The organism is Clostridium fermenticellae, assembly GCF_003600355.1.
Classification (GTDB): Bacteria; Bacillota; Clostridia; order Clostridiales; family Clostridiaceae; genus Clostridium_AV; species Clostridium_AV fermenticellae.
Genome location: NZ_CP032416.1, coordinates 1,816,964 through 1,834,593, shown reverse-complemented (window position 1 = coordinate 1,834,593; position 17,630 = coordinate 1,816,964). Strand labels below are relative to the sequence as shown.

The 17,630-nt window shown below is 30.9% G+C and carries 13 protein-coding genes; 9 read left to right on the top strand and 4 right to left on the bottom strand.

The window, feature by feature from the left end; all coding sequences use genetic code 11:
- Positions 1-2: 2 nt before the first annotated feature.
- Complete coding sequence (locus D4Z93_RS08480) at positions 3-386, bottom strand: NusG domain II-containing protein (RefSeq protein ID WP_119972496.1); 384 nt, start codon at positions 384-386, stop codon at positions 3-5.
- Between the two features lie 132 nt (positions 387-518).
- Here D4Z93_RS08480 and cax point away from each other — a divergent pair, with 132 nt between their 5' ends.
- The 6 genes from cax (at position 519) to D4Z93_RS08450 (ending at position 10,986) form a co-directional block, all read left to right on the top strand.
- The gene (gene cax / locus D4Z93_RS08475; RefSeq protein WP_119972493.1) at positions 519-1,559 is read left to right on the top strand and encodes a calcium/proton exchanger; all 1,041 of its coding nucleotides are present in this window, start codon (positions 519-521) and stop codon (positions 1,557-1,559) included.
- Positions 1,560-1,999: 440 nt separating this feature from the next.
- Complete coding sequence (locus tag D4Z93_RS08470; RefSeq protein WP_423243047.1) at positions 2,000-2,200, top strand: cold-shock protein; 201 nt, start codon at positions 2,000-2,002, stop codon at positions 2,198-2,200.
- A gap of 162 nt (positions 2,201-2,362) precedes the next feature.
- Positions 2,363-6,127 carry a phosphoribosylformylglycinamidine synthase gene (locus D4Z93_RS08465; protein WP_119972485.1) on the top strand — a complete coding sequence of 1,255 codons (3,765 nt, stop codon included), beginning with the start codon at positions 2,363-2,365 and terminating at the stop codon, positions 6,125-6,127.
- 329 nt (positions 6,128-6,456) lie between these two features.
- Positions 6,457-8,379 (top strand): PrkA family serine protein kinase, encoded by a 1,923-nt coding sequence (locus D4Z93_RS08460; RefSeq protein WP_119972483.1) that lies wholly within the window; start codon positions 6,457-6,459, stop codon positions 8,377-8,379.
- Between the two features lie 4 nt (positions 8,380-8,383).
- A complete protein-coding gene (gene yhbH / locus D4Z93_RS08455) occupies positions 8,384-9,607 on the top strand; it encodes a sporulation protein YhbH (RefSeq protein WP_119972480.1) in 1,224 nt (407 codons plus the stop codon).
- A 14-nt stretch (positions 9,608-9,621) separates the two neighbouring features.
- Entirely contained in the window at positions 9,622-10,986 is a 1,365-nt protein-coding gene (locus D4Z93_RS08450) for a SpoVR family protein (protein WP_119972477.1), read from the top strand.
- A 406-nt stretch (positions 10,987-11,392) separates the two neighbouring features.
- On the opposite strand, the gene argC is transcribed toward D4Z93_RS08450, so the two are convergent.
- Positions 11,393-12,433, bottom strand: coding sequence for an N-acetyl-gamma-glutamyl-phosphate reductase (argC, locus tag D4Z93_RS08445; RefSeq protein ID WP_119972474.1), 1,041 nt, complete (start codon positions 12,431-12,433; stop codon positions 11,393-11,395).
- 160 nt (positions 12,434-12,593) lie between these two features.
- On the opposite strand from argC, the gene argB reads away from it, so the two are divergent.
- Complete coding sequence (gene argB, locus D4Z93_RS08440; RefSeq protein ID WP_119972472.1) at positions 12,594-13,499, top strand: acetylglutamate kinase; 906 nt, start codon at positions 12,594-12,596, stop codon at positions 13,497-13,499.
- Positions 13,481-14,644, top strand: coding sequence for an aspartate aminotransferase family protein (locus tag D4Z93_RS08435; protein WP_119972469.1), 1,164 nt, complete (start codon positions 13,481-13,483; stop codon positions 14,642-14,644). The genes argB and D4Z93_RS08435 overlap by 19 nt, the downstream gene beginning before the upstream one ends.
- Positions 14,645-14,695: 51 nt before the next feature.
- Here the strand turns inward: D4Z93_RS08435 and D4Z93_RS08430 are convergent, their stop codons facing one another.
- Positions 14,696-15,307 (bottom strand): DNA-3-methyladenine glycosylase, encoded by a 612-nt coding sequence (locus D4Z93_RS08430; RefSeq protein ID WP_119972466.1) that lies wholly within the window; start codon positions 15,305-15,307, stop codon positions 14,696-14,698.
- 87 nt (positions 15,308-15,394) lie between these two features.
- Positions 15,395-16,435, bottom strand: coding sequence for a glucosaminidase domain-containing protein (locus tag D4Z93_RS08425; protein WP_119972463.1), 1,041 nt, complete (start codon positions 16,433-16,435; stop codon positions 15,395-15,397).
- A 228-nt stretch (positions 16,436-16,663) separates the two neighbouring features.
- On the opposite strand from D4Z93_RS08425, the gene D4Z93_RS08420 reads away from it, so the two are divergent.
- The gene (locus D4Z93_RS08420; RefSeq protein WP_119972461.1) at positions 16,664-17,566 is read left to right on the top strand and encodes an MBL fold metallo-hydrolase; all 903 of its coding nucleotides are present in this window, start codon (positions 16,664-16,666) and stop codon (positions 17,564-17,566) included.
- Positions 17,567-17,630 lie beyond the last annotated feature (64 nt).

Sequence of the window (17,630 nt, the reverse complement as noted above, 5' to 3'; positions counted from 1 at the left end):
TATTAGTTTATTACCTGATCAACTTTTGACTTTCCACCATTTATTTTTATCAGTAATTTATGGGGAAGACATGCAGCACTTTGACCACCCTCTGATATCCATCCCGTCTTAACACAAATTTTGTCAGGACAATCTGCATCTAGAAATCTTATTTTACCCTTTTCATACTGAATTACATTGTAGTGAGTTTTATTATAGGTAACTTTAAACTGGTTTTTTCCAGAAACCTTATCTAAATCTATAGTTTTAATAATTGTGCCATTTTGTTTTATAATAGCTATATGATGAGATCCTTTTTCGTATTGTTTGTATGCATACACACCTATAAAACTCAATATTATTAAACATAATACTAATATAGATATAATCTTATCACCTTTTTTCATAATGTATATTCCTCCCTCGTCTCTTGTCTTGATAAAACCATCAATACATATAATATTTTACCATAACAGTGATAAGTATATGTTGATAAATTATATGTTATAATAACAAATATTATAGGAGGCAGATAATAGATGAAAATTCTAAAATTTTTTTTAATCTTTATACCAATAAGCATTATTTTAGAATTATTTAAGGTAAATCAAGTACTGAATTTTGTTTGTTCAGCATTAGCAATTATACCACTTGCAGGATTGATGGGAGAGGCTACAGAACAAATTTCTGTGTATTCAGGTCCTAAAATAGGAGGATTTTTAAATGCTACATTTGGAAATGCTACAGAACTTATAATTTCTTTTTTTGCTTTAAAAAGGGGAATGATTGAAGTTGTGAAGGCATCTATAGTTGGATCTGTAATAGGAAATATTCTTTTGGTACTTGGTTTTAGCATGCTTTTTGGCGGTTTTAAATATAAATCACAGAAATTTAATAAGAAAACAACTGAGGTTTCATCGAGTATGCTTTTGTTTGCTGTAATAGGTCTTTGTATACCAGCTATTTTTACACATACGATAAATAAGGGAGCAATTACGAATAAATATGAATGGTTCAGTTTAGTAGTGGCCGGAATTATGTTCGTGATTTACATTTTAAGTTTATATTTTTCTTTCTACACTCATAAAGATTTGTATGCATTAAAATATGAAGATGATAAAAATAAAAAGTGGAGTTTGACAAAATCTATTGCTGTTCTTTTAATTAGTACTGTTATTATTGCACTTGAAAGTGAAATATTAGTCTCATCAGTGGATTCGATGAGTAGTATGTTAAGATTAAGTGAGACTTTTGTAGGAATAATAATAATACCTATTATAGGAAATGCAGCAGAACACAGTACTTCTGTTATGATGGCCATGAAGGATAAAATGGATTTGTCTATAGAAATAGCCATAGGATCAAGTTTGCAGATGATATTATTTGTAACACCTGTACTTGTTTTGATAAGTCTATTTTTTAGACCTATGAGCATAATTTTGAATGATTTTGAACTTGCCGCATTAATAGTTTCCGTGTTAATTGTAAATAGAGTGGCAAGTGATGGAGAATCTAATTGGTTAGAAGGAGTACAGCTCGTATTTGTTTATCTAATCATAGCTGTGTCATTTTTGATATAGGGTTTACAAATGAAAGCTTAACTTATGCGCAGGCCGGGATTTCCAAAATATATCACGTAAAAAATTTCTAGTAAGTCTAAGTTCGTATTTATAAAAATCTAAGCAGATTTTATAAACTCGCAGGCTCAAACATATAAAATCTACTAAGATTTTCAAAAATACTTCACTAAGACTTACTAAAAAATTTTTTAATGTACCTTAATTTCAGAAATCCCGGCTTGCGCATAAGTTAAGCTTTCATTACATTAACCATACATAGTTTTTGTAATTTAAAGCTTAAGTTATACGTAAGCTTGGAATTACAAACCCTATATAAAAATAAAGTGTGAAGTAAATGTATTAAAAGAATAATTATGTATATAATAACGTATATAATTAATGTTGTATGCTTTTTAATTTTAACAGCTGCGGCATAAGATTTTGGAGGTTTTATTTAAATGATAACAGGTACAGTAAAATGGTTTAATGATGAAAAAGGATATGGATTCATATCCGGGGAAGATGGAAGTGATGTTTTTGTTCACTATTCATCGATAGAAGGAGATGGAGACAGAAAAAACCTAAATGAAGGACAGAAGGTATCGTATGATGTAGTTGATACACCTAAGGGGTCTCAAGCTTCCCATGTAAAAAAATTATAGTATACATAAAAATAAATCCTTTTATTTTAAGGGATTTATTTTTTTATGTAAAAAATTAATTTTATGTATTTGTAAAAGAGGGGAAGTGTGGTATAATAAATGCGAATAATATTAAAAATAAATATAAAAATGTTCGGAAAATAAAAGTGAGGGGAAATAATCATGGAGAATTCTGTTAGAAGAATATTTGTAGAGAAGAAAAAAGGTTTCAATGTAGAGGCTCAAAATTTATTAAATGATTTAAAAGAAAGCCTGAATATATCTAATATACAAAATGTTAGAATAGTAAATCGTTATGATATAGAAGGTATAAGTGAAGAGGAGTATAAGAAATCTATAAATACAATTTTTTCGGATAAGACGGTTGATAGGATCTTTGAAGAAGAAATTAATATTTGCAGGAATGATAAAGTGTTTGCGGTAGAATATTTGCCAGGACAGTATGACCAGAGAGCTGATTCTGCATCACAATGTGTTCAAATATTGGCAGAAGGCGAAAAATCAGATATTTTATCCTCAAAATTATATATATTAAGTGGAAATATATCAGAAGAAGATTTTATAAAGATAAAAAATTATTGTATAAACCTTGTTGATTCCAGAGAAGCATCCCTTACTAAGCCAGATAGTTTAAAAATGTCGATTGAAATACCAGAAAAAGTTCAGGTACTAAAAGATTTTATAGATATGAATGATACTGAATTAAAAGACTTTATGCAAAAAAATGGTCTTGCCATGAGTTTTGAGGATCTTAAGTTTTGTCAGGTGTATTTTAGTGACACTGAAAAGAGAAATCCTACTATTACTGAAATAAAAGTTATAGATACCTATTGGTCCGATCATTGCAGACATACTACTTTTATGACAGAATTAAATAATATAAATATAGAAGATGGAAAATATAATGAACCTTTAAAAAATGCATATGGTGAATATTTAGATATAAGAAATAATATATACAGGGATAATGATAAAAAAGTGTGTTTGATGGACATAGCAACTATAGCGGCTAAAGAACTTAAAAAGGCTCATAAATTAGATGATTTAGATGAGTCAGAGGAAATAAATGCCTGCAGTATAGTCGTAGATGCTGAGGTAAATGGAAAAACTGAAAAATGGCTTGTTATGTTTAAAAATGAGACACACAATCATCCTACTGAGATAGAACCTTTTGGAGGTGCTGCAACCTGTCTTGGAGGTGCCATAAGGGATCCTCTTTCAGGAAGATCATATGTATATCAGGCTATGAGAGTTACTGGATGTGGTGATCCTAGAACTCCTATAGAGGAAACACTTGATGGAAAGCTGCCTCAAAAGAAACTAACTATAGATGCAGCACAGGGATATAGTTCATATGGAAATCAAATAGGGCTTGCGACTGGACAAGTAACTGAAATATATGATCCCTTGTATGTTGCAAAGAGAATGGAGATAGGTGCTGTTGTTGGAGCTGCTCCTTATGAAAATGTTGTAAGAAAAGAGCCTGAAGAAGGAGATATAGTAATTTTACTTGGAGGGAGAACTGGAAGAGACGGATGTGGCGGAGCAACAGGATCATCAAAAAAACATACTGAGAATTCCCTTTTAAATTGTGGAGCGGAAGTTCAAAAAGGAAATGCCCCGACTGAAAGAAAAATTCAAAGGCTATTTAGAAATAAAGATGTAACTAATATGATAAAAAGATGTAATGATTTTGGAGCAGGTGGTGTATCTGTAGCCATAGGAGAACTTACAGATGGCCTTGATATAAATTTAGATTTGGTACCTAAGAAATATGAAGGACTTGACGGTACAGAACTTGCAATATCTGAATCACAGGAACGAATGGCAGTTGTTATTTCAAAAGAGGATGAGAAAAGATTTATAGAACATGCTAAAAAGGAAAATCTTGAGGCTGTAAAGGTTGCTAGGGTTACCTCAAATAATAGATTAAGGATGTTTTGGAATGATAATACGATAGTTGATTTGAACAGAAATTTTTTGAATACTAATGGAGTCACTCAAAAAACGGATGTTTTGGTTGAAGCTCCTAAAGAGGATAAAACTTATTTTGACGATTCGATTAGTGTAACTGATGTAAAAACTAAATGGTTAGATACACTTAGAAGTTTAAATGTATGCAGCCAGAAGGGACTTGTTGAAAGATTTGATAGTACAATAGGAGCATCAACTGTGATTATGCCGTTTGGGGGAAAGTACCAGGATACACCACAAGAGGGTATGGCTGCAAAACTCCCAGTTTTGAAGGGTGATACAAATACAGGAACTGTAATGACATATGGTTTTGACCCTAACATAAGTAAATGGAGCCCATTTTATGGCGCACTGTATGCAGTTGTAGAATCCGCTGCTAAAGTAGCTGCATTAGGTGGTGATATAAGCAAAATAAGACTTACTTTTCAGGAGTATTTTGAAAGACTGGGGGAAAATCCTAAGAGATGGGGAAAACCATTTTCAGCACTCCTTGGAGCGTTATATGCCCAGAGAAGATTAGAAATCGCAGCTATAGGTGGAAAAGACAGCATGTCTGGAAGTTTTAAAGATATGGATGTACCTCCTACTTTAGTGTCATTTGCACTTAATGTAACTAATGTAGAAAGCGTCGTATCAGCTGAGTTTAAAAAACCTGGCAGCAGGGTAATATTAGTGCCATTAGTAAAGGATGAATATTACTTGCCAGACTTTGAAAAGTTTAAACAAAATATGACATCTGTTAAAAATATGGCTTCTGATAAAGTTGTGCTTGCATCCAGCACAATAAAATCCGGGAGTATATGTGAGGCTTTAAGTAAAATGAGTTTTGGAAATAGAGTAGGTTTAAAAATCTCAGATAACATTGGTATAGATGAATTGTTTGCGAATAAATTTGGATCTTTAATTATGGAAATTAGTGGGGACATAGATGTGGGAAAATATTTATCTCAAGATAGGTATACTATTATAGGGGAAACTTCTTCAGATAATAATATATCTATAAGAGGTACAAAACTTAATATAGAGGAATTATATAGGGCATGGGAAGCTCCTCTTGAAGATATATTCCCTTCCAAAACAGAATTAGTACGTGATAAAGTAGAAAATATAGAATATAATATCAAAAAATTTAAACTTTCGTCTGTAAAATCAGCAAAACCGACTGTATTTATTCCGGTATTTCCTGGGACTAATTGTGAATATGATTCTGCCAGGGCATTTGAAAATGCAGGTGCAATTGTAAATACAATGGTCTTTAAGAATTTATCTATACATGATATTGAAAAATCCGTAGATTTAATGGCAGATTGTATATCGAATTCTCAGATAGTAATGCTTCCTGGAGGATTCAGTGCTGGTGATGAACCAGATGGATCTGGAAAGTTTATAGCTACAGTGTTTAGAAATCCTAAAATTAAAGATGCTGTAATGGAACTCTTGAATAATAGAGATGGACTTATGCTTGGAATATGCAATGGCTTTCAGGCACTTATAAAACTTGGGCTTGTACCATTTGGCGAGATAAGAGATATTGATGAAAACTGTCCAACACTTACCTATAATAAGATTGGAAGGCATGTGTCTCATGTGGTTAATACAAGGATAACATCTAATTTATCACCTTGGTTTAGTAATGTAAATGTTGGAGACATACATGCTATTGCAGTATCTCATGGTGAGGGTAGGTTTGTTGCAAATGATGAAACTTTAAATAAACTTATAAAAAATGGTCAGATTGCAACTCAATATGTTGATTTTAATGGAAATGCATCATACGATATAAAATTTAATCCTAATGGTTCAATATATGCTGTTGAGGGAATAACAAGTCCTGATGGAAGAATACTTGGTAAAATGGGACATTCTGAGAGAAAGGGAACTAATGTACTTAAAAATATCCCGGGAAATAAGGATCAGAAGTTATTTGAAGCAGGTGTAAATTATTTTAAGTAGTGTATATTTATTTATATAACTGCAAATAATATATATGTAACTTTTTACTCATATTATAATATCAAGGCAATATTTAAATAGTCCTTGAACTGTTGATAAACATTGTTTTATCAGCAGTTTTTTTATGTTTTTTGTTAAATCAAAAGGGCTAATTATAAAGTTATCTGAGCCATAGAGTTTATAAATGCAAGCTGGAGTATAACTTAAGCTCGGAATTACAAATCCTATATTGTTCTAAAATGTGCAAAAAATTAATATAAATACTACAAAGATTATTGAAATGTTTATTTAAATACAAATCAATGATATTACTTTATGGAGGTTATAGAATGGATTTTAAGGAATTGATTAAGATGGATAGAGAAAAAAGAAAAAAAGAGAATTTTTCGGGCACATTTTTGGAATATCTAGACGTAGTAAAACAAAATCCCGGGATCACAGCACTTGCTCATAAGAGGATTTATGATATTATAGCCAGCAAAGGTGTAAGAATTCTAAAACCTGAGGAAAATCTTAGAATAAGAAGAATATACGGAAATGAAAATATAAAGAGCTATGGATTTTTCAAAGATAATTTTTTCGGAATTGATAAAACCCTAATGAAGATAGCCAGTTATTTTTATTCAGCAGCTATGGAAGGTGAAGAATCAAGACAGGTATTATATTTAGTTGGACCTGTGGGATCAGGAAAGTCATCTATTGTAGAATCCATTAAGAAGGCACTTGAAAAGAGCAGCCCCGTATACAGCTTAGAGGGCTGCCCTATGAGGGAGGAGCCCCTTCATCTTATACCAAAACATTTAAGAGGCGAATTTGAACAAAAGTTAGGTGTGAAGATTGAAGGGGATTTATGTCCTGAATGTAGGTACAGATTGAGAGAAGAGTTTAAAGGGGAGTTCGAGAAATTCCCGGTTGTGAAAACTGGATTTTCGATAAGATCACGAAAAGGAATAGGAGTAGTTCCTCCTGTTGATCCAAATAATCAGGATACCTCTGTTTTAGTCGGCTCTGTAGATATATCAAAGATGGATTTATATCCAGAGGATGATCCAAGAATATTTTCATTAAATGGAGCCTTTAATGTCGGCAATAGAGGTTTAGTTGAGTTTATAGAAGTATTTAAGAATGATGTTGAATATCTTCATACCATAATAACTGCTACCCAGGAGAAGTCAATACCATCACCAGGAAAGGGGTCTATGATATACTTTGATGGAGTAATAATTGCACATTCAAATGAAGCTGAGTGGGATAAATTTAAATCGGATCATACAAACGAAGCTGTGTTAGATAGGATAGTAAAGGTAGAGGTACCTTACTGTCTTGAACTAAATGAAGAGATAAAGATATATAAAAAAATACTTGGGAAGAGTAATTTTAAAGCCCATATAGCACCGCATACAATTGAAATTGCAGCTATGTTTGCAATACTTACAAGACTTAAACCATCAAATAAAGTTGATCAGTTTACTAAATTAAAGATATACAATGGAGAAGAGATAGTTGAGAAGGGTACTACAAAGAGAATAGATATAACAGAGCTTAGAGATGAAGCTGGAATCAGAGAGGGAATGGATGGAATATCCACTAGGTTTATAGTAAAAGCTATAGATAATGCTCTTTCAAATTCAGAATTTAAGTGTATAAATCCTTTAAGTGTGATGGAAAGTATAATAAAATCAGTACGTGACCTGGATACATCTGATGATGTAAAGAAAAAATATTTAGCATTTATACAGGATACTATAAGAAAAGAATATAATAAAATATTGGAGAAAGAAATTACTAAAGCATTTATACAGAGTTTTAAGGAACAAGCTGAAAGTTTGTTTAATAATTATTTAGATCATTCTGAGGCTTATGTAAATAAGACAAAAATTAAAGATAATTCAACCGGAGAGCAGCTGGAACCTGATGAAAACTTTATGAGATCAATCGAGGAGCAGATAGGGATCTCTGAGAGTTCTGCAAAGGGTTTTAGATCAGATGTAACATCATATATGTTCTACATGATGAGAAAAGGAGAAAAGCTTGAATATACATCCTATGAGCCCTTAAAAGAGGCAATTGAGAAAAAAATAACTTCATCCGTAAGAGAAATGTCCCGTATTATAACGAAATCTAAAGTTAGAGATAAGGAGCAGGATGAAAAGTATAATTCAATGGTTGATGAAATGAAGAAGAATGGATATTGTGATCATTGTTGTGATGTTATACTAAAATATGCGGCTAACAACTTATGGAAGGACTGATAATATGGCCATATTCAGAGAGTTTACTCCAATAGATCATGATAGGGCAGTTGAGGATAGAAGACGGAACAGACAGCTGGTTGAAGATTCAATAAAGAAAAACCTTGTTGATATATTGTCTGAGGAAAGTATAGTTGGGCAGACTGATAGAAATAAAAAAATAAAGATTCCAATAAAAGGGCTTAAAGAGTATAAATTTATATATGGAAAAAATGTTCCCGGAGTTGGAAGTGGTAATGGAACAGAAAAAAGAGGAGATGTGATAGGAACATCAAAAGATGGAAATAAAAAAGAGGGAAGCAGAGCTGGAAATGAAGAGGGCGAAGATATATATGAAACTGAAGTTACGATAGATGAAATAATGGAATATATATTTGAAGATTTAAATCTCCCTAACTTAAGTAAGAAGAAGTATTCTGAAATTGTGTTTGAATCATCAAGAAAGAAATGTGGTTATCAAAAAAAAGGAATACCACCAAGGCTTGCAAAAAAGAGGACTGTTGTTGAAAAATTAAAGAGAAAACAGGGAATGAAGCGTGCACTATCTAAAGACAGTGATCTCTATAATGTAGATCAAAAATTGGAAAAAAGATACAAGCTAGAAGATGGGAAACTAAGTGGAAGGTTTCCATTTAAAGAAGATGATCTTAGGTATTACAGAGTTAAACCTGTGCTTAAAAAAGAATATAATGCAGTTGTAATTTGTATTATGGATACATCAGCATCTATGGATCCAACTAAGAAATACTTGGCAAGATCATTTTATCTTATGCTTTACCATTTTATTAGAATGAAGTATTCAACTGTTGAAATAGAATTCATTGCACATTCTACAATTGCAAAAATAGTAACTGAGGATGAATTTTTTCACAAGGTTGAATCTGGTGGAACGTATATATCAAGTGGATATAATAAAGCCCTTGAAATGATAAGAGAAAAATATAATCCATCTATTTGGAATATATATGCTTTTCATGTAAGTGATGGTGATAACTGGAGTGAAGATAATGACAGGGCTGTTAAGTCAGCAAATAAATTGTGTGATGTGTGTAATTTATTTGGTTATGCTGAAATAATGGCATATGGCTATACAAGTGCAATAAAAAAAAGATACTCAAATGAGGTAAAAAGAAATAACTTTGTTCCGGTATCTATAAAAAAGAAAGAAGATATGTGGAATGCTCTAAAAGAAATGCTGACAGTTGATATAAAGAATGATACTGAATAGGGGGGAGAAAAAACTTGGAGTATACTTTAAAGGAGCTTGAATATTGGAATGAAAAAATTGAGGCAATAGCACAAGATTTTGGATTAGATTACTATCCTCAAGAGTTTGAGATAATAAACTACAATGAAATGATTGCTTATGAAGTATATGTAGGTATGCCTTCTATGTATCCGCACTGGAGTTTTGGAAAAGGATATGAAAAGCTAAAGACATTATATAATTATAATCTTACAGGTCTGCCTTATGAGATGGTTATAAATTCAAATCCATGCATAGCTTATTTAATGAAAGATAATACAAAACTACTTCAAATATTAACTATAGCACATGTTTATGGACATAATGATTTTTTTAAAAATAATAGATTGTTTAAACAGGGTACAAATGCCGAATATACAGTAGAAATGTTTAAGAATCATGCAGATATGATAAGATCATATATAAATGATCCGAGTATAGGGTATATAGAAGTAGAGAAAATGCTGAATGCAGCTCATGCTCTTAAATTTCAAACAAACAGGGCAGTGGGATTTAAATATTTGACTGATGAGGAAATAAAAAAAAGGAAAATTAATGATTATAAAAATGATGATTTACGAGATAGTATAATAATTCCTAAAAATAAAAAAGAACCTCCAAATTTAGAGAAAATTCCTCAGGAACCAGTTGAGGATATGCTTGGGTTTATATCAAAGTATGGTGAACTTGAGGAATGGCAGAAAAATATTATAGATATAGTAAGAAAAGAGACAATGTATTTTATACCACAGATTGAAACTAAAATAATGAATGAGGGATGGGCTAGTTTCTGGCACTATAATATATTAAAGAAACTAGATTTGCCACCTGATCTATATATAGAATTTATAAAAAGACACAATGATGTAATTGTTCCTCTTCAAGGCAGCGTAAATCCATATTTTCTTGGATTTGAGTTGTATAAAAATTTAGCTGAAAAGTATGGAATTGAAAAAATATTTGAAGTTAGAGAAATGGAAAGAGATTCATCATTTATTAGAAGATATTTTACAGAAGAACTATGTAATAAATTGAATTTATTTGAGTATATTGAAAAAAATAGGAATATTATAATAGAAGAAATCTCAGATGAAACAGGATGGAAAAATATAAGAGATACCTTGAGTAATTCATGTGGGGTTGGTAGTATTCCTTATATAATAATTACAGACTGTTCAAGATTTGACAAAACACTGACCCTAGAGCATGTGTTTGATGGCAGAGAACTCCAGTTAAAGTATACAATAGAGACTCTTAAATATGTAGTTGATTTGTGGAAACATAAAGTCGTTTTAAAGACTTATATGGATGGAAGGAAAACAAAAATAGTATGTGATGAAAATAAGGTTATTTACTCCTAGAAATATGGGCTTGTAACTGAAAAGTTAATCCATCCCCCGGGAGATGCTGCCAAAATCCGGTACAATAAAAGCATTTAATGTACCTATATTTTGTCAGCATCTCCCTCTGGTATAAATTAACTTTAAAATTACAAATCCTATTAGAGTTTACAAGTAGAAGCTTAACTTATGCGCAGACCAGGATTTCCAAAATACGTCACGTAAAAAATTTCTAGTAAGTGTAAGCTTGCGTTCATAAAAATCTAAGCAGATTTTATAAACTCACTTTGTTCAAACATATAAAATCCACTAAGATTTTTAATAACGCTCCGCTAAGACTTACTACAAAATTTTTTAATGTGTCTTAATTTTGGAAATCCTGGTCTGCGCATAAGTTAAGCTTTCAGTTACAAGCCCTATATGGGGATTATAATGCCATAGATGGAAAGTCAATGCACTTAGATTCTTCTAAACCAAACATCAAATTCATATTTTGAACGGCTTGACTTGCTGCACCTTTCATAAGGTTATCTATTGCTGATCCGACAATTATTCTATTAGTCCTTAAGTCAACTCTTAATCCTATATGGCACATGTTAGAACCTCTAACCCATCTGGTTTCGGGCATGAAGTCAACAACCTTTACAAATTGTTCTCCCATATAAAATTTACGATACATATCATATATATCCTTTTCGGTAATTCCTTTTTTATTAAGTGTAGCATAACATATAGATAGTATACCTCTATTCATAGGAACAAGATGAGGTGTAAATGTAAGTTTAATATCAGTGTTGGATATGTTTGAAAGTTCCTGTTCTATCTCCGGAGTATGCCTGTGACAGGCAACAGAATATGCTTTTATTGATTCATTGCATTCTGTAAATATATTGTCAATTTTAGCAGATCTGCCGGCACCAGTTGCCCCTGATTTTGCATCTATTATGATGGAATCCGTATGTATCAAATTATTCTTTAAAAGAGGAGTTAAAGCTAGTATGCTTGCTGTTGGATAACATCCAGGATTTGCTATAAGAGAAGCTTCTTTAATCTTTTCTCTATTTATCTCTGGAAGTCCATATATAGATTTACTTAATAAATTGCTGCTTGTATGTTCTATTCCATACCACTTCTTGTAGGTTTCTTTGTTTTTTATTCTGAAATCAGCACCAAGATCTATTACTTTAACACCTTTATCTAAAGCTTTTTTTACTATATTAAAGGATTTGCCGTGAGGAAGGGCAATAAATAAAATATTTATATCACTAAATTTATTTTCAGCTTCCTGCATATTTATGCAAATATCTTTTGAGTAACCAGTATAGTTTTTGTATATATTATTATAATAACTTCCATCATAACTGTGAGAACATAAAAAAACTATTTTTACATCTGTGTGTTTGCTTAAAAGCCATACTAACTGCTGTCCGGCATATCCAGTAGAACCTATTATACCTGCTTTTATCATTTTTACCACTCCCAAATAACTATTAAATTCAATAAAAATAATTATACATAAAATAATATTATTATGCAATAAAAAATAAAAAAAGATTTAAAATATATTGCATATTAATAAAATAGATAGTATAATTATTCGTATAAAATCAATAAGGTTGGTGTGGCAGATGATAAATAATGGGGACCCTAAGTCTTTAGAATTTGATCCGTTACCTTTATTAAAAAAATTCATAGGTAAAACTTTTGTAATAAAATATGGCGGAAGTATATTGAAAAATAGAGAGGCTGCAAATGCCTTTATAGAAGATATAGTAATGATGAAACATGTAGGTATTGATATTGTAATAGTTCATGGTGGAGGACCGGAAATATCAAAGTGGCTTGATAGGGTTAACATAGAAAGTAAGTTTGTAAATGGACTTAGAGTCACTGATGAAAATGTTATGGATGTAGTTGAAATGGTTCTTTCAGGACATATTAATAAAGATATATCGGCTAGACTAAGCAATCATGGCATAAGTGCTGTTGGGCTGAGTGGAAGGGACAGTAATTTGATTAAGGCTAAAAAGAAATATGTATATAATGGAAATAAAAAAATAGATATAGGCTTTGTTGGAGAAGTTGCGAGTATAAATAAAAATCTTATTTCAAATCTGATTGAGAGAGGGAGGGTGCCAGTTATAGCACCTATTGGATGTGATTTAAATGGAAATAGATATAATATAAATGCAGATTATGCTGCATCAGCGATTAGTTCATCTCTCAAGGCTGAAAAGCTAATAATACTCACAGATGTAAAGGGAGTATATAAAGATGTAAATGATGAAAGCAGTATAATAAGTGAAATAACTCCGAGTATGATAAAAAAATATATTAGAGAAAAAGTAATTGATGGTGGAATGATTCCAAAAATGGAATGCTGTATAGAAGCAATTGAAGATGGTACTAAAAATGTGCATCTTATAGATGGCAGGAAGGATCATAGTGCAATTTTAGATATAATAAATAGTTCTGGTACAAAGATTACAAGGGAATTGGAAGGGAGAGAAAAGCGATGCCAAAGAGCAATATAATGGATACTTATGGAAGATTTGATGTTATTTTTAAGAAAGGAATTGGCTGTAAACTATATGATGATAAAGGTACAGAATATATGGATTTTGTATCTGGAGTTGCAGTAAACTGTCTCGGACATAGTAATCCGGCAATAATTGAAGCTATAACAGATCAGGTCCAAAATGAAATACAGATATCAAATTATTACTGGAATGATAAAGCTGTAAAATTATCTAATAGATTAACAGATTTAAGTGATCATGAAGCTGTATTTTTTTGTAATAGTGGCACTGAAGCTATTGAAGGAGGACTTAAAGTTGCAAGAAAATATGGAAAGATAAAGGGCGGAAATAAAAAGAATATAATAATATATATGGATAATTCATTTCATGGAAGAACTATGGGAGCATTATCTGTTACCGGTCAGAAAAAATATCAAGAGGACTTTGAACCTTTAATTGGGGGAACTACAAATGCTAAGTTCAACGATATAGAAGATATAAAAAGTAAGATAAATGAAGATGTCTGCGGAATTATAATTGAACCGATACAAGGAGAAGGTGGAGTTGTTTGTGCGGATAGCGCGTATTTAAAAGGAGTAAAAGCATTATGTGAAAAATATGATGCGCTCTTAATATTTGATGAAGTTCAGTGCGGCGTAGGTAGAACTGGGAGTTTGTTTGCATATAAAAAATTTGATGTTATACCTGATGTTATTTGTATGGCAAAAGGACTAGGAGCCGGATTTCCAATAGGCGCGGTTATGACAAATAAAAGAGCATCCGTTTTAACTCATGGAGATCACGGAAGTACCTTTGGCGGAAATCCACTTGCTTGTGCAGTTGGATGTGCGGTTTTAGATGAGCTTGTAGACAATAAAATATTAGATAAAGTTGATGATAAAAGTGATTATATGGTATCTAAATTAAAGAAACTTAAAGAAAAGTATAATATAATAGAAGAAATTAAAGGAATGGGGTTTTTGCTTGGATTGAAATTAAGCATTGATGTGAGCGAATTTAGTAAAAGATGTTTTGAACATAAACTTCTGCTGATAACGGCAGGAAAAGATGTTATAAGAATATTACCTCCACTTAATATAGAGAAAGAAGACATAGACAAGTTTATTATAAAGCTTGAAGAGGTTATAAAAACATTTTAATATTTAAATAGTAAATTTGAAGATTTTTGATCTGTAAAGTAACAAAATTGGTTACTTTACAGATATATATAGATTATCTTCTATGTAAAATCTCCAAAGGTAGTCTTTGGCTTCTTCTGCGTAATCAATTCCAATACGCTTAGAAGCTATTTTATTGAATTTCTCATTTTCTCCTTCTTCTATATATAAGTTACTGCCACATAAATCTTCACCGTTTAGACTCTTATCAATAAGAAGGGCTTTGCATAGTTTTCCAGGTCCATTTGTAAGGTTATTTATTTGTTTTTTTGTAAGGCAGTCATATTTTTTGTTAAATCTATTTAAAGCCATATATTCTACACCATCTACAGGTTCGACAGCTCTTATCAAAACAGCCTGAGGATTTCCCTTTTCTCTTGTAACTACATTAAAGCAGTAGTGCATGCCGTAAACAATAAATACATAAGAAAATCCTGGATTGCCGTACATTACTTCTACACGCGGAGTTCTTCTGCCGCCGTAAGAGTGTGCAGCTTTATCGGTAATGCCCATATAGGCCTCAGCCTCAACAATTTTACCAGAAAGTTTTTTACCATCTACAATATGAACAATTACTTTACCTAAGAGTTCCTGTGCAACTATTAATGAATCTCTATCAAAAAAATCCCTATCCAGTTTTTTCATCTCTAATGTCCTCCAATTTGTAAATTTTAATTATCATATCAATTATTCCTTATTATAGCTTTATATTTGTTAATTGTATAGGAATCTTTATTTTATATATGATGATAACTCATTAAATATTGATTCAATACCATTTCCCCAATTTTTATCTTCTGCATATTGTCTACCAATCCAAAGAAATGGATTTGAATTTTTGGGCATGCCTTTAGCTAAATTTATAACTGTTCTTGATGCTATTTGAGAAGAATCTTTTATGTTTGTATTATACTCCTGCCAGCTATGATAAACATTAAAAGGATTGTTTGCTATCTTTGATGCAGTGGGATCAGTTTTTGGAACAAAGTTCTGCTCTTGACCTGTTATTGCAAATAATAAAACTGGATTTAAATTAAATTCTTTTGATGTATTAATAATAGTGCTAAAATATGGTTCAGATGCCAGGAGGGAATTGCGCTTATCCAGAAAATTTTTCAACTTTGTTTTGTTTATAGATCTATATCTCATATAGACTGGAAGATGTAGATTCGGAAATTTAGAGGATGTCCTAATATTATCTATTCCCAGAATACCTCTGCTTTCATATCCTATTTCACTGAAGGTATTTGGTGAAAATTTGTTAAATGCACATAATGATGTAATTAAAATTATAGATACAGCTGTTATATATATATGTTTTTTGTATTTTGTAAAAGTAGTAGTTTCATTGACAATAGAACTAGCAGCTGTATTGTCAAGTGTTATGTTTCTTGTGCTAAGGTAGTTATAGAATTCTTCAGAATTTATCTTGATGTTTGAGTAAGAGTTTATCCATGCTTTTAGATTTTCTGTAAAATTATTTAAAAGGTTCTTATTTTTGAGACACGAATTAAACATATCAAATATAGTAATTAAATCCTTGTTCTGCATAAAGGTATTTTTTAATGTATCAACCTTTATAGATTGTTTAAATTCATTAGGAAGTCCTTCTAGCTTTGAGTAGATTATATGATTTACTGTATTAGATAATAATTTTGCATTTTCAACTTTTGAATTATCTTTATACTTAGAATATATATATTTTTTTAAAACCATAACTTGATTTTTATCAATAACTTTGATGTATTTTAAATTTTCTTCAAAAGAATTCATTATATTCACTGCCTATAAAATTAAAATAGAATGATAAAGTCATTATCGTATTTTTAATGAAAAACTTTAGATGTGCAGGCGATATTTTGTTTATATATATTGAAGAATCCTTATAATGTGACACGAAATACGAATAAATTTATATCTATTTATTTAAAAAGAGAATATAATATAATAGTGAAATATATTTGTTGAAAGGAGAAGTAAATATTCATTTACTGAAAACATATGAACATAGAAAAAGTAAAGGGAAATACGTTTTGCATTGATACTGGAATGACGTATATACCATTTTATAAAATTGATGAACAAAAAATTATAATGTTTGATTCAGGATGGGCAAGAGGAGAAAGAGAAGGTATTGAAGATATATTTAGAGAGAATAATTTTAAGGTCGCTGCAATAATATCAAGTCATTCTCATATAGATCATATTGGAAACAATGCTTATTTTAAGAAAAAGTTTAATTGTATAATTGCAATGTCTGAACCTGAAGCCTTTATATGCGATTCTATAATAAATTTAAAAGTTTACTATGGTGGCCAGTCCTTGACCGATGTGAAAAAACATTTTGGACATATGGTTTGCAAGACAGATATAATAATATCAGATGAACAAGACAGTGTATTTATTTGTGGTATTAAGTTTAAAATTATACATACACCAGGTCATAGTCCGGGACATATATGTATAATTACACCTGATGATGTTCTATATATAGGGGATGCTTTGATAGGTTATGATGTTATGAATAGTGCCAAGATGCCGTATGCGCTTATGCTCAAGGAGGATTTAAAAAGTAAGAATAAACTTTACGATGTAGAGTGCAGCAAATATATAGTTGCTCATAAAGGCATTTATGACGATATAAAGCAACTCATATCAGATAATATAGATTTTTATAAGTTTAGATCAAAAAGAATATGTGAATTAATAAATGGGAATATGACAATGGAAGAAATATTAAGAACTGTAATAAAAGCATTTCATATCCATATAAACAGTATATACAAGTATAATGTTATAGAGAGATCATTAAAATCGTATATAGAATATTTAACTGAAGAAGAAAAGGTAAAACCTAATATATGCGATGGTTTTATGAAATATGGAAAAGTAAATATTTTATAGTAGTGGTATAATATGAAGAAGGAAGTTAATGATTCATTTATTATATTAAAAGGAGGGCTATTTA

What these genes read in the sequence shown, in the direction of transcription:
- cax (WP_119972493.1), top strand. Translation starts at nt 519, where the DNA reads ATGAAAATTCTAAAATTTTTTTTAATCTTTATACCAATAAGCATTATT.
- argB (WP_119972472.1), top strand. Translation starts at nt 12,594, where the DNA reads ATGATAAATAATGGGGACCCTAAGTCTTTAGAATTTGATCCGTTACCT.
- D4Z93_RS08435 (WP_119972469.1), top strand. Translation starts at nt 13,481, where the DNA reads ATGCCAAAGAGCAATATAATGGATACTTATGGAAGATTTGATGTTATT.
- D4Z93_RS08480 (WP_119972496.1), bottom strand. Translation starts at nt 386, where the DNA reads ATGAAAAAAGGTGATAAGATTATATCTATATTAGTATTATGTTTAATA.
- D4Z93_RS08460 (WP_119972483.1), top strand. Translation starts at nt 6,457, where the DNA reads ATGGATTTTAAGGAATTGATTAAGATGGATAGAGAAAAAAGAAAAAAA.
- D4Z93_RS08430 (WP_119972466.1), bottom strand. Translation starts at nt 15,307, where the DNA reads ATGAAAAAACTGGATAGGGATTTTTTTGATAGAGATTCATTAATAGTT.
- argC (WP_119972474.1), bottom strand. Translation starts at nt 12,433, where the DNA reads ATGATAAAAGCAGGTATAATAGGTTCTACTGGATATGCCGGACAGCAG.
- yhbH (WP_119972480.1), top strand. Translation starts at nt 8,384, where the DNA reads ATGGCCATATTCAGAGAGTTTACTCCAATAGATCATGATAGGGCAGTT.
- D4Z93_RS08425 (WP_119972463.1), bottom strand. Translation starts at nt 16,435, where the DNA reads ATGAATTCTTTTGAAGAAAATTTAAAATACATCAAAGTTATTGATAAA.
- D4Z93_RS08465 (WP_119972485.1), top strand. Translation starts at nt 2,363, where the DNA reads ATGGAGAATTCTGTTAGAAGAATATTTGTAGAGAAGAAAAAAGGTTTC.
- D4Z93_RS08420 (WP_119972461.1), top strand. Translation starts at nt 16,664, where the DNA reads ATGAACATAGAAAAAGTAAAGGGAAATACGTTTTGCATTGATACTGGA.